General features: G+C 72.2%; 10 protein-coding genes and 3 pseudogenes. 11 read left to right on the plus strand and 2 right to left on the minus strand.

Annotated features, from left to right (window positions below; translation table 11 throughout):
- Positions 1-92: 92 nt before the first annotated feature.
- From Leucomu_RS01240 to Leucomu_RS01290, 11 genes and pseudogenes are all read left to right on the plus strand, one after another.
- Complete coding sequence (locus Leucomu_RS01240; RefSeq protein ID WP_164884486.1) at positions 93-1190, plus strand: Gfo/Idh/MocA family protein; 1098 nt, start codon at positions 93-95, stop codon at positions 1188-1190.
- Positions 1187-2756, plus strand: a pseudogene (locus Leucomu_RS01245) (sugar ABC transporter ATP-binding protein). Before Leucomu_RS01240 ends, Leucomu_RS01245 begins: the two are co-directional and overlap by 4 nt.
- A gap of 191 nt (positions 2757-2947) precedes the next feature.
- Positions 2948-3793, plus strand: a pseudogene (locus Leucomu_RS01250) (ABC transporter permease); the annotation flags it as partial.
- Positions 3790-4908, plus strand: coding sequence for an ABC transporter permease (locus Leucomu_RS01255; protein WP_128386077.1), 1119 nt, complete (start codon positions 3790-3792; stop codon positions 4906-4908). The pseudogene Leucomu_RS01250 and the gene Leucomu_RS01255, both read left to right, overlap by 4 nt.
- Positions 4905-6110 carry a substrate-binding domain-containing protein gene (locus Leucomu_RS01260; RefSeq protein WP_017884323.1) on the plus strand — a complete coding sequence of 402 codons (1206 nt, stop codon included), beginning with the start codon at positions 4905-4907 and terminating at the stop codon, positions 6108-6110. The genes Leucomu_RS01255 and Leucomu_RS01260 overlap by 4 nt, the downstream gene beginning before the upstream one ends.
- A gap of 103 nt (positions 6111-6213) precedes the next feature.
- Positions 6214-7080: a sugar phosphate isomerase/epimerase family protein gene (locus Leucomu_RS01265; RefSeq protein WP_128386078.1), complete on the plus strand. Its 867-nt coding sequence runs from the start codon at positions 6214-6216 to the stop codon at positions 7078-7080.
- Complete coding sequence (locus Leucomu_RS01270; RefSeq protein ID WP_128386079.1) at positions 7077-8093, plus strand: sugar phosphate isomerase/epimerase family protein; 1017 nt, start codon at positions 7077-7079, stop codon at positions 8091-8093. Before Leucomu_RS01265 ends, Leucomu_RS01270 begins: the two co-directional genes overlap by 4 nt.
- Before the next feature lie 99 nt (positions 8094-8192).
- A complete protein-coding gene (locus Leucomu_RS01275; RefSeq protein ID WP_128386080.1) occupies positions 8193-9122 on the plus strand; it encodes a glycerophosphodiester phosphodiesterase in 930 nt (309 codons plus the stop codon).
- 112 nt (positions 9123-9234) lie between these two features.
- Positions 9235-10195 (plus strand): annotated as a pseudogene (locus Leucomu_RS01280) (aldo/keto reductase).
- 5 nt (positions 10196-10200) lie between these two features.
- The gene (locus tag Leucomu_RS01285) at positions 10201-10650 is read left to right on the plus strand and encodes a pyrimidine dimer DNA glycosylase/endonuclease V (protein ID WP_128386081.1); all 450 of its coding nucleotides are present in this window, start codon (positions 10201-10203) and stop codon (positions 10648-10650) included.
- Between the two features lie 59 nt (positions 10651-10709).
- Positions 10710-11402, plus strand: coding sequence for a TrmH family RNA methyltransferase (locus Leucomu_RS01290; RefSeq protein ID WP_128386082.1), 693 nt, complete (start codon positions 10710-10712; stop codon positions 11400-11402).
- Here Leucomu_RS01290 and Leucomu_RS01295 read toward each other — a convergent pair.
- Entirely contained in the window at positions 11376-12065 is a 690-nt protein-coding gene (locus tag Leucomu_RS01295; RefSeq protein ID WP_128386083.1) for a class II aldolase/adducin family protein, read from the minus strand. The two genes, Leucomu_RS01290 and Leucomu_RS01295, sit on opposite strands and share 27 nt — an antisense overlap.
- Positions 12062-13417, minus strand: coding sequence for a 3-oxo-tetronate kinase (otnK, locus tag Leucomu_RS01300; RefSeq protein WP_228407177.1), 1356 nt, complete (start codon positions 13415-13417; stop codon positions 12062-12064). The genes Leucomu_RS01295 and otnK overlap by 4 nt, the downstream gene beginning before the upstream one ends.
- Positions 13418-13420: the final 3 nt, after the last annotated feature.

Here is a 13420-nt window from a genome sequence, read left to right on the forward strand (position 1 = left end):
TTTCAGTAAAGCACAGCCAAAAGTTGATAACGGTTTGATCACTTATGAAAGAAGATTGACAAAAGTGGTGCCGTTCGCAGCAGAATGGACACATGTCACAGACAGCGTTGTCTTCCAGACCGCCGAGCATCGGCATGCTCGGCGCGGGCTTCATGGCGCGCACCCACACGATCGCCGCCCGCGCGGGCGGCGCCCGGCTCGCGGCGATCGCCTCTTCCTCGCCGGAGCGGGCCGCCCGCGCGGCCGAGCAGCTCGGCTACGAGCAAGCGCTCGCCGCAGACGAGCTGCTCGCCCGGAGCCTCCCGGTCGTGCACGTCTGCACCCCCAACGGCAGCCACGTCGGATACGCCCGCGCGGCGCTGCGCGCCGGCTCTCACGTCGTCTGCGAGAAGCCCCTCGCCACGAACGCCGCCGAAGCCCGCGAACTCGCCGCCGAGGCGAGCGCGGCGGGTCTCGTCGGCGCCGTGCCCTTCGTCTACCGGTACCACCCCATGGTGCGCGAGGCCCGCGCCCGAATCGCCGGCGGCGAAACCGGCGCCGTGCTGACCGTGTCCGGGCAGTACCTGCAGGACTGGCTGCTCGACGCCGGCGACGACAACTGGCGCGTCGCGGCCGGCACCGGCGGCCCATCGCGGGCCTTCGCCGACATCGGATCCCACCTCGTCGACCTCGTCGAGTTCGTGAGCGGCGACCGCATCGCGCGGCTCGTGGCGACGACCCGCACGGTGCACGCCGAGCGCGGCGGTCAGGCGGTCGACACCGAGGACTCGGTCGCGCTCACGGTCGAACTGGCGGGCGGCGGCATCGGCTCGCTGCTCGTCTCGCAGGTCGCGCCCGGCCGCAAGAACGGGCTCGTGCTCGAGATCGCAGGCACGCGCGAGAGCGTGCGCTTCGAGCAGGAGGACCCCGAGCGCCTCTGGGTGGGGCGGCGAGGCCACTCGCTGCTGCTGCGCCGCGATCCCGACACGCTCTCCGCCGCCGCGGCCCGCCTCTCCACACTCCCCTCCGGGCATCCCCAGGGCTACCAGGACGCGTTCAACGCGTTCGTCGCCGACGCCTACGCGCTCGCCGCCGGCGAGCGGCCCGACGGCGTGCCCACCTTCGACGACGGGGCGCGCGCCGCCGCCATCACCGACGCCGTGCTCGAGTCGGCGCGCAGCGGCGGCTGGGTGGAGGTGAGCGAGGCGTGAACGACACCGGCTCGGCCGCACCCGTGCTCTCGGCCGTCGACGTGCGCAAGCAGTTCTTCGGCGTCGAAGTGCTGCACGGCGTCTCCCTCGACCTCGTGCCCGGCATGGTGCACGGACTCGTCGGCGAGAACGGCGCGGGCAAGTCGACGCTCATGAAGGTCATCGCCGGCGTGCACCGCCGCGACGGCGGAGACGTGCGCCTCGACGGCGAGAGCGTCGACTTCGGCCACCCCGTCGAAGCCGCCAGGGCCGGCGTCGCGACCGTGTTCCAGGAGTTTAACCTGCTGGCCGACCGCACCGTCGCGCAGAACGTCTTCCTCGGGCGAGAGCCCCGCCGTCTCGGCATCGTCGACACGGCCGCGATGCGTCGGGCGACGCGCGAGCTGCTCGCCGACCTCGGCATCGCGGGCATCTCGCCCGACGCGACCGTCGGCGGGCTCACCGTGGCCGAGCAGCAGATCGTCGAGATCGTGAAGGCGCTCTCGATCGACGCCCGGGTCATCTCGATGGACGAGCCCACGGCTGCCCTCGCCGATCACGAGGTCGCGATCCTGTACCGGGTGATCCGCCGCCTGCGCGACCGGGGCGTCGCGATCCTCTACGTCTCGCACCGACTGAAGGAGATCTTCGACCTCTGCGACACCATCACCGTGATGAAGGACGGAGCGCTCGTGTCGAGCGGCCCCGCCGCCGAACTCGACCAGCCGACACTCGTGCGGCGTATGGTCGGCCGGCCCATCAGCGCCTACTTCCCCGACCCTGAACCCGGCACCGAGGTCGGCGACCCGCTCGTGTCGGTTCGCGGCGGCGGCAACGCCCAGCTCGAGGGCGTCGACCTCGAGCTGCGGGCCGGCGAGGTCGTGGGCATCTCCGGGCTGCAGGGATCGGGCCGCACCGAGCTCGTCGAGGCGATCTTCGGCGCGGCGCCGTTCACGCGCGGCGAGCTGCGCATCGCGGGCGCCGCGGCGACCATCCGTCGGCCCCGCCAGGCCGTGCGGCGCGGGATCGCACTCGTCACCGAGGATCGCAAGCGCACGGGCCTCGCCCTGCACCAGTCGATCCTCGACAACGCGCTCCTCGCGATCCGCAGCGTCTTCCCCGGCCGCACCCGCGCCAAGCGCGCAGAGATCCCGGGCATCTTCACCGCGCTCGAGCTCGTGAGCCGCGGCCCCGGCCAGGAGGTGCAGGCGCTCTCGGGCGGCAACCAGCAGAAGGTGGTGCTCGCGAAATGGCTCGCGACCGCCCCCCCGCGTGGTGCTGCTCGACGAGCCCACCCGCGGCATCGACGTGGGTGCCAAGATCGCCGTCTACCGCCTCATCCGGCAGCTCGCGCAGCGGGGCGTCGCCATCCTCTTCGTGTCGAGCGAGCTGCCCGAGGTGATCGGCATGGCCGACCGGATCCTCGTGATGCGCGACGGTCGCATCGCGGGCGAACTGCCCGCGTCGTCGTCGGAGGAGACCGTGCTGGCGCTCGCCACGGGCGCCGCCGAAGACGTCGCCGGGGCCGCGGCCACCGGCGGGCGCGGCGCGACCGAAGGCAGCGCCGGGAGCGGGGGAGAGCAGTGATGGACGGGCTGAGAGCACGCCTGCGAGGGCTCGACACGACCGTGATCGTCTTCATCGCGCTGATCGCGGTGCTCGCCCTGAGCGCCGTGCTGGTCGCGACCGCCGGCCGCAACCTGTTCAGCCCCGGCAGCATCCGCGACATCCTCACCGGCATGAGCGTGCTCGGCTTCGTCGCGATCGGCCAGACGCTCGTGATCCTCGGCGGATCCCTCGACCTCTCCGTGCCCTACGTCGTCAGCCTCACGAGCCTCATCGCCGCCCAGACCATGGACGGGCGGCCCGGCATGATCGTGCCCGCCGTGCTGCTCGCACTCGGAGCGGCCGCCCTGATCGGGCTCGCGAACGGCCTCATCGTGACCTTCCTGCGGGTGCACGGCTTCGTGACGACCCTCGGCATCGGCCTCATCCTCAAGGGGTACCTCGACACCAACTACAAGGGCACCGCCGGATCGGTGCCGTGGGCCTTCCAGCTCTTCGGCGCGACCGGCGTCGGGCCCGTGCCGATCTCCACGATCGTGATGCTTCTGCTCGCCGGCGCCGTCGCCTTCCTGCTCGCCCGCAGCGGCTTCGGACACCACCTCTTCGCCGTCGGCGGCAACGCCGAGGTCGCGCGGCTCTCGGGGGTGCGCACCCGTCGCCCCCTCATCTGGGCGCACGTGCTGTGCTCGGTGTTCGCGGGAATCGCCGGCCTGCTGCTCGCCAGCCGCCTCGGCGTCGGCAGTCCCACCGTCGGCGTGCAGGGCGGGTACGACCTCCTCTCCATCGCCGCGGTCGTGCTGGGCGGCACGCTGCTCGCCGGCGGCCGCGGCTCGATCTGGGGCACGATCGGCGGCGTCGCGATCTTCGCGGTGATCGACAACCTCATGAGCGTGCTGCAGGTCACCCCGTTCCTCAAGGACGTCGTGCGGGGCGCCGTCATCGTGATCGCCGTGGCCGTGTACTCGCGCCGCCGACTCGTGGCCCGCCGCGAGCGCTTCACCCGTACGGGAGCCGATGCGGCCCCGCTCGAGGCCATGAACGAGGGAGGTGCGCGATGAACGCCGCGCAGTCCGCAGGGGGTGGGATCGCCCGCTTCGCGCGCACGCTCGTGAGCCCGCGCGGCGCCGTCTACCTGCTGCTCGTCGTGCTGCTCGTGGTCGTCGCCGTGCTCAACCCGACGTTCGCCGAGCCGGGCCAGTTCGTGCGCTACATCCAGCGCGTCGCCCCGATCGCCATCGTCGCGATCGGCCAGTACTTCGTGATCGTGAGCGGCGAGTTCGACCTCTCGCAGGGGTCGCTCGTCACCACCCAGGTCGTGCTCGCCGGCACCCTCATCGGGCAGGACGACGAGAAGGCGCTGCCGGTGCTGCTGCTGCTCGTGGTGCTCGGCACCGCAGTCGGCGTCGTGAACGGCCTCGTCACCACCCTGCTCAGGGTGCCGTCGTTCATCGTGACCCTCGGCATGATGCTCGCCCTCTACGGCGGAGTGATGTGGTGGACCGGCGGCGCCGCGACCGGCAACCCGGCCGACTCGTTCCGCCAGATCGGCCGCGGCGGCATCGACGGGCTGCCCGTGATCGGCATGCTGCCGTGGGCCGTGGTGATCCTCGCCGCCGCGCTGGCCCTCGCGGCCTGGCTGTCGAGGCGGCCCTTCGGGCGCACGCTCATCGCGATCGGCGACAACCCCTCGGCGGGCGTCTTCGCCGGTGCCTCGGTCTGGCGCACGAAGACCGCCGCCTTCGTCATCTCCTCGCTCTCGGCCACCGTGGCCGGGGTGCTGCTCGTCGGCTACGCCGGCGTGCACCCCTCGGTCGGGCGCGGATACGAGTTCACCGCCATCACCGCGGTCGTGCTCGGCGGAGTGGTGCTCGGCGGCGGCCGGGGATCCGTGTGGGGCGCCCTCGCCGGCGCCTTCGCGCTCGAGACCCTCTTCACCCTGCTCAACTTCACCTCGGTGCCGTCGACCATGCGCGACGCCATTCAGGGGGCCATCATCATCGCCGCCGTCGCCTACTCGGGCATCGCGTTCGGCGGTCGCAGGCGCCGCAGCGGTGGCGCGCACGAACCACCCCGGGTCACCACCGGGCCGGAACCGACGGGGAGCACCCCGTCACCCGATCCCGCGGGCACCGTCGCCGCGCGGGGCGCACACACGAAGGAGAATCGATCATGAAACGATCGCTGAGCATTACGGCGAGCCTCGTCGGCGCGGCGTCGCTCATCCTGCTGGCGGGGTGCACCACCGATCCATCGGTGGAGACCCCGGCTGAGGAGACGAGCGAGGAGACCTCGTCGGCCGAGTGGTTCGACCAGGAGCTCTTCGACAAGCAGGACGCCGAGCGCTCGGTCGTGCCCGAGGGGCCCGCCGAGCAGCCGTACCTGCAGACCATCAACGCCGAGATGCGCGACACGGCCGAGTACGCGTCGGAGGGCGCGAAGAAACTCTGCTTCGCGAACGCCTCCATCTCGAACCCGTGGCGGCAGACCGGCTGGATCACGATGAACGAGCAGCTCAAGGAGCTGCAATCGTCGGGCGTGGTCTCCGAGATGGAGACCCGCGACGCGAAGGACAGCGACGACACCCAGATCGCCGACATCGACTACTTCATCGCGGAGGGCAACTGCGACGGCTTCATCATCTCGCCGAACTCCACGGCGGCGATGACGCCGGCCGTCGAGCGCGCCTGCGAGACCGGCAAGCCCGTCGTCGTCTTCGACCGCGGCGTGCAGACCGACTGCGCCGTCACCTTCATCCACCCGATCGGCGGCTTCGCCTGGGGCATCGACACCGCCGAGTTCCTCATCGACAACCTCGACGAGGGCGACAAGGTCGTGGCGCTGCGCATCCTGCCCGGCGTCGACGTGCTCGAGCAGCGCTGGGCCGCGGCCGAGAAGCTGTTCGACGAGGCCGGCATCGAGGCCGTCGACTACTTCACCGGAGCCGACCCCGCCGAGATCAAGAAGATCATCTCCGACGAGCTCGCGAAGGGCGACGTGCAGGGCATCTGGATGGACGCCGGCGACGGCGCCGTCGCGGCGATCGAGGCGTTCGAGGACGCCGGCAAGCCCTACCCCGTCATGACGGGCGAGGACGAGCTGAGCTTCCTGCGCAAGTGGAAGGACACCGGCCTCACCGGCCTGGCGCCCGTCTACTCGAACTTCCAGTGGCGCACCCCGCTGCTCGCGATGGAGAAGATCTTCGCCGGCGAGCAGGTGCCGACCGAGTGGGTGCTGCCGCAGAGCCCGATCACCGCGGAAGAGCTCGACGACTACCTCGAGCGCAACGAGGGCATGCCCGACGGCCACTACGCGAAGTTCGGCGGAGAGGACCTGCCGGGGTACCCGCAGGTCTGGCAGGATCGGGTCATCCCCTGATCGATCCCGCATCTCGCGGCGCCCGCGAGTCGCAGGATCCACCCCGTTCGCGGGGTGGATCCTGCGACTCCGCGCAGCACGACCGAGTTCGGAAGGAGCAGTGATGCAGCGACAGCTCGGAGTCAACACCTGGGTGTGGACCTCGCCCCTCGACGACGCCTCCCTCGAGCGCATCGCGCGGGAGGCGCGCGGCATCGGCTACGAGCTGCTCGAGCTGCCCGTCGAGTCGCCGGGAGACTGGTCGCCGGTGCTCGCCGCCGAGAGGCTCGACGCGCTCGGCATGGGCGCGCGCGTGGTCGGGGCGATGGGGCAGGGCCGCGACCTGCTCGACGACGCGCTGCGGTCGGGTACGCAGCACTACCTGCGCCACTGCGTCGACGTCGCGGCCGTGGTCGGATCGCCCACCGTCGCGGGCCCCTTCACCGCCCGCACGGGCCGCGTCTGGCGCATGAGCCCCGCAGAGCGCGCGACCGCGATCGCGGCGCTGCGCGAGGCGCTGCGACCCGTCGCGGGCTACGCGGCCGAGCGCGGGGTGACGCTCGCGATCGAGCCCCTGAACCGCTACGAGACGAGTCTCGTCAACACGGTCGAGCAGGCGCTCGACGTACTCGAGCCGCTGCTCGGCGCGGGCGTCGGCCTGGCCCTCGACGCCTACCACCTCAACATCGAGGAGCGCTCGCCCGGGGCGGCGATCCGGGCCGCCGGATCCCACACCGCCGTGGTGCAGGTCTGCGGCAACGACCGCGGCCCGGCCGGACCCGATCACACCGACTGGCCCGCGTTCCTCGACGCGCTCGACGACATCGGGTACGCGGGCCCGCTCACCCTCGAGAGCTTCACGGGCGACAACGACACGATCGCCACCGCGGCGTCCATCTGGCGGCCGCTCGCCGAGAGCCAGCACGAACTCGCCCGCATCACCTTCGATTTCCTCACCGATCTGCAGCAGCGAAGGAGCAGTCGACCATGACCCACGAGGCATCGCACCCCGTCACCCTGTTCACCGGCCAGTGGGCCGACCTGCCCTTCGAGGAGGTGGCCCGGCTGGCTTCGGAGTGGGGCTACGACGGCCTCGAGATCGCGGCGTCGGGCGACCACCTCGACCTGGCCCGCGCCGACGAGGACGACGCCTATCTGCGGTCGCGGCTCGAGATCCTCGACCGCCACGGCCTGCGCGTCTGGGCGATCTCGAACCACCTCGCCGGGCAGGCCGTCTGCGACGACCCCATCGACTTCCGCCACCGGGCCATCGTGCGCCCCTACATCTGGGGCGACGGCGAGCCCGAGGGGGTGAGGCAGCGGGCCGCCGAGGACATGCAGCGGGCCGCGCGCGTCGCGCGCAAGCTCGGCGCCGACGTCGTCACCGGGTTCACCGGATCGAAGATCTGGCCCTACGTGGCAATGTTCCCGCCTGTGCCCGCCGAGGTCATCGAAGCGGGCTACGACGACTTCGCCCGGCGCTGGAACCCGATCCTCGACGTCTTCGACTCCGAGGGCGTGCGGTACGCGCACGAGGTGCACCCCTCCGAGATCGCCTACGACTACTGGACCACGGTGCGCGCGCTCGAGGCGATCGACCACCGGCACGCGTTCGGCATCAACTGGGATCCGAGCCACCTCGTCTGGCAGGGCATCGACCCCATCGGCTTCATCGTCGACTTCGCCGACCGCATCTGCCACGTCGACTGCAAGGACACGCGACTGCGACCGCCGACCGGGCGCTCGGGCATCCTCGGATCCCACCTGCCGTGGGGCGACCCGCGGCGCGGTTGGGACTTCGTCTCCACCGGGCACGGCGACACGCACTGGGAGGACGGCTTCCGCGCGCTCGCGTCGATCGGCTACACCGGCCCGATCTCGATCGAGTGGGAGGACGCCGGCATGGACCGCCTGCACGGCGCCGCCGAGGCGGTCGGACGCATCCGGTCGCTGCTCTGGAAGCGGCCCGAGGCCTCGTTCGACTCGGCGTTCTCGAACCAGTAGACCCGATCCGGGTCACGCCGCTCAAAAGATCACAAAAAGGTAACGGAGTTCGCTAGGCTGTTGAGCCACCACCCGACGACGAGTGGGAGGAGGATCGACATGACCCTGGTGACGGCCTCGGCGGCTTCGGCCGCGGCGGCCCCCTCGCACGCCGTCGCGCGGCACGGGCGACTGGCGCGATACGGGCTGCTCGCCTGGATCCTCGTCTCCCTCATCTTGCTGCTGTGCAGCCTCAACCCGCAGTCGGCCGCCGCCGAGAGCACCCTCCGGTTGCACGGCGCGCTGCACCGCGAGGGGCCCGTCGGCATCATCTCGCACCGAGGCGCAGCCGCGCTCGCCCCCGAGAACACGCTCTCGGCGATGCGCGTCGCGATCGACCAGGGCGTCGACTTCATCGAGACCGACGTGCAGCTCACGGCCGACGGCGTGCCGATCCTCATGCACGACTTCACCCTCGACCGCACCACGAGCGGCAGCGGGCGGGTGGCCGACCACACGCTCGAGCAGGTCAAGCGGCTCGACGCCGGCGGCTGGTTCGCACCCGCCTACACATGGGAGCCGGTGCCGACGCTCGTGGAGTTCGTCGACCTGCTGGGCGGCGCCCCCACGCGCGCCCTCGTCGAGCTCAAGGGCGTGTGGGCGCCCGAGCAGATCGCATCGGTGGTCGACCTGCTGCGCGAGCGGCAGCTCGTGCACCGGGTCGCGCTGCAGTCGTTCGACGTGCACACGCTGCGCATGCTGCAGCAGATCGGCCCCGAGTTCGCCCGAGTGCTGCTGACCCGCGAGTGGGACGAACCGACGGTGCGGTTGGCCGGTGAGCTGCAGGTGTCGGCGGTGGGGGCCCGCACGAAGCTCTACGACGAGCGCCCCGAACTGCTCGACCGCCTGCGAGCGGTGGGCATCGGCTCGCTCGTCTACACGCTCAACAGCGAGAAGCGCTGGCGTGCCGCGGTGGAGCGCGGGGTCGACCTCGTGGTCACCGACGACCCGGTGAGCCTCGCCGAGTGGCGCGGCCCAGCGCCCGTCTGAGCGCCGCGCCCGACTGGGCGCGCGGCTTCGTGACGCATTCGGTCACATCCCGGCCGCGGCCGAGGTCGCGCTGATAGCGTCGGCAGCGTACCGATCGAAGGAGGATCCGCACATGACCGCACCCGCTCGCACCCGCATCGGCTCGTCCGACATCGAGATCGCCGCCCTCGCCCTCGGCGGCAACGTCTTCGGATGGACGGCCGACCGCGACACCTCGTTCGACGTGCTCGACGCGTTCCTCGCCGGGGGCGGCGACTTCGTCGACACCGCCGACGGATACTCGCACTGGGCGCCCGGCAACGGAGGAGGCGAGTCCGAGACCATCCTGGGCGAGTGGTTCACCGCCCGCGGCAACCGCGACGACGTGGTGCTCGCCACCAAGGTGTCCACCCACCCGCAGTTCTCCGGCCTCGCGCCGGACAACGTGCGCGCCGCGGCCGACGCCTCGCTGCAGCGTCTGCAGACCGATCGCATCGACCTCTACTACGCCCACTTCGACGACCCCGAGACCCCCCCTCGAGCAGACCGTCGAGGCGTTCTCCGCGCTCGTCGACGCCGGCAAGGTGCGGGCGATCGGCGTCTCGAACTACACGGCCGATCGCGTCGCCGAGTGGTTCCGCATCGCGCGGGAGGGCGGCTACCACCTGCCGGTCGCGCTGCAGCCCCACTACAACCTGGTGGAGCGCGACTTCGAGAGCAACGGCCTGCGCGAGGCGGCCGAGCGCGAGCGACTCGGGGTGTTCCCCTACTTCTCGCTCGCGAAGGGGTTCCTCGCGGGCAAGTACCGGGATGCGGCAGATGCGACCGTCGCCGGCGCGAGCCCGCGCGCCGGCGACGCCGTCGGCTACCTCGACGACCGCGGCCGAGCCGTGCTCGCCGCGCTCGACGAGGTCGCAGCGGCGCATCGGGTGCCGGTGGCCGCCGTCTCGCTCGCGTGGCTGCGCTCCCAGCCCACGGTCGCCGCGCCCATCGCGAGCGCCCGCAACACCGAGCAGCTGCCCGCCCTGCTCGTGTCGCTCGCCGTCGAGCTCGGCGAGGCCGAGATCGAGCGGCTCGCGACGGCCTCGGCCTGACCCGGATGAGGATCTGGTCGCTCCACCCTCGGCACCTCGACCGCATGGGGCTGCTCGCCTGCTGGCGCGAGACGCTGCTCGCGCAGGCGGTGCTCGCCGGGCGCACCCGCGGCTACCGCAATCATCCGCAGCTCGAGCGCTTCCGGGCGCAGCCCGACCCGCTCGCGGCCGTGGGAGCGTATCTCGGGGTCGTCGCGCGGGAGGCGCACTCGCGCGGCTACCGCTTCGACGCCGCGCGTATCCTGAGCCCGACCCCCGTCGGTGAACTCGGCGCCGCGATCCCGGTCGCGCGCGGACAGCTCGACTACGAGTGGCAGCACCTCGGGCGCAAGCTGCGCGAGCGCAGCCCCGACGACGCGGCGCGCTGGGACGCGGCCGGTGGGCCGAGCGCGCACCCGCTCTTCCGCGAGGTGCCCGGTGGCGTCGAGCCGTGGGAGCGGCCAGCCGCGACCTGAGCGACCGCGCCGGCTCCGCCGCTGCCGTGCCGCTGCCGCGCGGATGGGAGAATGGGGCGGTGAGCCAGCAGCCGGATCCCGAACAGCCCAGCACCCCCGAGACCGCGGCCGATCCGCATCCGGAGCGCACCACGGCGGGCGTCGGCCCCTGGCCGGGAGGCCGCGACGCGTGGCCCTCCGGCGAGCACTACGACCCCGAACTGCTCGAGCACGGCGACACCCGCAACGTGATCGATCGCTACCGCTACTGGCGCATGGAGGCGATCGTGGCGGATCTCGACGAGCACCGGCACCCGTTCCACGTGGCGATCGAGAACTGGCAGCACGACATGAACATCGGTTCGATCGTGCGCAGCGCCAACGCGTTCGCCGCGGACACCGTGCACATCGTGGGCCGCCGCCGGTGGAACAAGCGGGGCGCCATGGTTACCGACCGCTACCAGCACGTGGTGCACCGGCCCGACGTCGCGGCGCTCGTGGAGTGGGCGCGATCCGAGGGGGTGCCGATCATCGCGATCGACAACGTGCCCGGCTGCGTGCCCATGGAGACCTTCGAGTGGCCCGAGCGCTGCGTGATGCTGTTCGGTCAGGAGGGGCCGGGGCTCACGGCCGAGGCGATCGCGGCGGCGCAGGCCGTGGTCGAGATCACCCAGTACGGGTCGACCCGCTCGATCAACGCGAGCGCGGCAGCCGCCGTCGCCATGTTCTCATGGGTGGGGCAGCACTCACCGCTCCGCCCCGGGGCCCGCTGAGGCGAGGGCGGGGCGCAGGGCGCGCCACGGGGTGCCGCCGCGAGCGACGAGCTCCTCGATGTCGTGCTCGTCGAGCAGGCGGGAGCCGCCGTCCGCGAGGGTGAGCGCGACCCGCGCGGCCTCCTCGATCTCGATCGCCGAGGTCACCGCGGCGTCGAGGGTCTCGGCGGCTGCCACCTGGCCGTGGTTCGCGAGCAGCGCCGCGCGGAACGCGAGCGGGTTCGCGTCGATGGCGTCGGCCTGGCGGGGGTCGCCGGGGCCGAAGTAGGGGATGAGCGGCACCTGCCCCACTTTCAGGAAGATGTAGGGGGTGAGCGGCGGGATCGCGTGGTGCTCGGACCACGGCTCCCGGCAGGCGGCGGCGACGGCGAGCGGGGAGTGCAGGTGCACGACCGCGGTGTGGGCGGCGTCGCGCCGGTAGAGGGCGAGGTGCAGCGGCACCTCTTTCGAGGGCCTCGGGCCGTCGAGGTGCTCGCCCGAGAGCGACAGCACCGAGAGCCGGTCGGGGTCGAGGGCGGCGAGGCTCGAGTCGGTGGGCGACATGAGCAGGCGGTCGCCGTCGCGCACGCTGATGTTGCCGGAGCGACCGGGGCTCATGCCGCAGGACGCGAGTTCGGCCGCCGCCGCGACGAGGAGGTTCGCGGCTTCGGTGCGTGAGGTCATCGGAGCTGCTCCCAGGCGTCGGTGAAGAGGCGTTCGTCGCCGAAGTTGCCCGACTTGAGGGCGATCGCGATGCGTCGGGTCTGCTCCGGCGCCGATCGTGTCGGGAGTGCGGGGTCGGCGGAGCCGTCGCAGGCCGCGGCGGCGGACGCGACGGCGGCTTCGGCCCAGACGACTCCGGGGGCGAGTTGCGGGCCGATGCGGATCGCATCGATGCCGAGCGTCTGCACCACGCGGCCGCTCGTCTCGCCGCCGGCGACGAGCAGCGCGCCGAGGCCGTGGTCGAGGGTCGCGGCCGCGAGGTCGGCGAGGGTGCGTTCGATGCGGTCGGCGACGCCGGCTCGCTCGTCGGCGGGGATGGCTGCGAGGTCGTCGAGGCTGTCGGTCGCGTAGACGAGCACGGGGCGGTGCGCCTCCGCCGCCCACTGCTCGACGACCCACTCGGCGAGCTCGGGGGCGAGCGATTCGCCGGCGGCGAGGCGCTGCAGGTCGAGTTTGCGCGAGGGCAGCTCGGAGCGGGCGTGCGCGATCTGGCTGCGCGTCTTCGACGACGCGGATCCGGAGACCACGAGGCGCCCGCCCTGCGGGGCGCCGTGGGGGAGCGGACGATCCGCGGCCTCGCCCTCGGCGCCGAGACCGAGGGCGAGGCCGGCGCCGCCGGTGAGCAGGACGTGGGGGTCCGAGGCGCGCGCGAGGGCGCGCAGGTCGTCGTCGTCGATGGCGTCGGCGATGACGGTGCGGGGCGATTCAGGGGCGAGGGCCTCGCGGATCGTCTCGCCGCCGGCCCGCACCTCGTCGAGGAACAGGTTGGCGACGGGCTGCGCGGTCTGCGGTGCGAGCAGACGGCGCAGCTGCGAGTCGCGCATGGGGGTGAGGGGATGGTCGCGCATGGGGCTCTCGTCGAGGCGCTCGTGGCCGACGAAGAGATGGCCCTGGTAGACGGTGCGACCGTTGGCGGGGTACGACGGGGCGGCGAGCGCGGTGGTGAGGCCGAGCTCTGCGAGCAGGGCGTCGATGCTCGGTCCGATGTTGCCGTCGCTCGTCGAATCGAAGGTGGAGCAGTACTTGAGGTAGAACTGAGTGGCGCCCCACGCGCGCAGGGCCCGGGCAGCGTCGAGCACGTCGCTCACGCACTCCTCGACGGGGGCGGTGCGCGACTTCAGGGCGATGACGACGGCGTCGGCGTCGGCGAATTCGGAGCCCGTGAGCCGCTGCGGGCCGAAGGCCACCACGACGTCGCGTCCGACGCTCGCGAGCACCGAGGCGACGTCGGTGGCGCCCGTGAAGTCATCGGCGATGCAGCCGAGTCTGCGCATGAGGTCTCCGTTCGTGCGGGATGGAGTACCAGAGTACATGTT

Source organism: Leucobacter muris (assembly GCF_004028235.1).
Lineage (GTDB): Bacteria > Actinomycetota > Actinomycetes > Actinomycetales > Microbacteriaceae > Leucobacter > Leucobacter muris.

What these genes read in the sequence shown, in the direction of transcription:
- Leucomu_RS01270 (WP_128386079.1), top strand. Translation starts at nt 7,077, where the DNA reads ATGACCCACGAGGCATCGCACCCCGTCACCCTGTTCACCGGCCAGTGG.
- Leucomu_RS01295 (WP_128386083.1), bottom strand. Translation starts at nt 12,065, where the DNA reads ATGACCTCACGCACCGAAGCCGCGAACCTCCTCGTCGCGGCGGCGGCC.
- Leucomu_RS01240 (WP_164884486.1), top strand. Translation starts at nt 93, where the DNA reads ATGTCACAGACAGCGTTGTCTTCCAGACCGCCGAGCATCGGCATGCTC.
- otnK (WP_228407177.1), bottom strand. Translation starts at nt 13,417, where the DNA reads ATGTACTCTGGTACTCCATCCCGCACGAACGGAGACCTCATGCGCAGA.
- Leucomu_RS01265 (WP_128386078.1), top strand. Translation starts at nt 6,214, where the DNA reads ATGCAGCGACAGCTCGGAGTCAACACCTGGGTGTGGACCTCGCCCCTC.
- Leucomu_RS01260 (WP_017884323.1), top strand. Translation starts at nt 4,905, where the DNA reads ATGAAACGATCGCTGAGCATTACGGCGAGCCTCGTCGGCGCGGCGTCG.
- Leucomu_RS01255 (WP_128386077.1), top strand. Translation starts at nt 3,790, where the DNA reads ATGAACGCCGCGCAGTCCGCAGGGGGTGGGATCGCCCGCTTCGCGCGC.
- Leucomu_RS01285 (WP_128386081.1), top strand. Translation starts at nt 10,201, where the DNA reads ATGAGGATCTGGTCGCTCCACCCTCGGCACCTCGACCGCATGGGGCTG.
- Leucomu_RS01275 (WP_128386080.1), top strand. Translation starts at nt 8,193, where the DNA reads ATGACCCTGGTGACGGCCTCGGCGGCTTCGGCCGCGGCGGCCCCCTCG.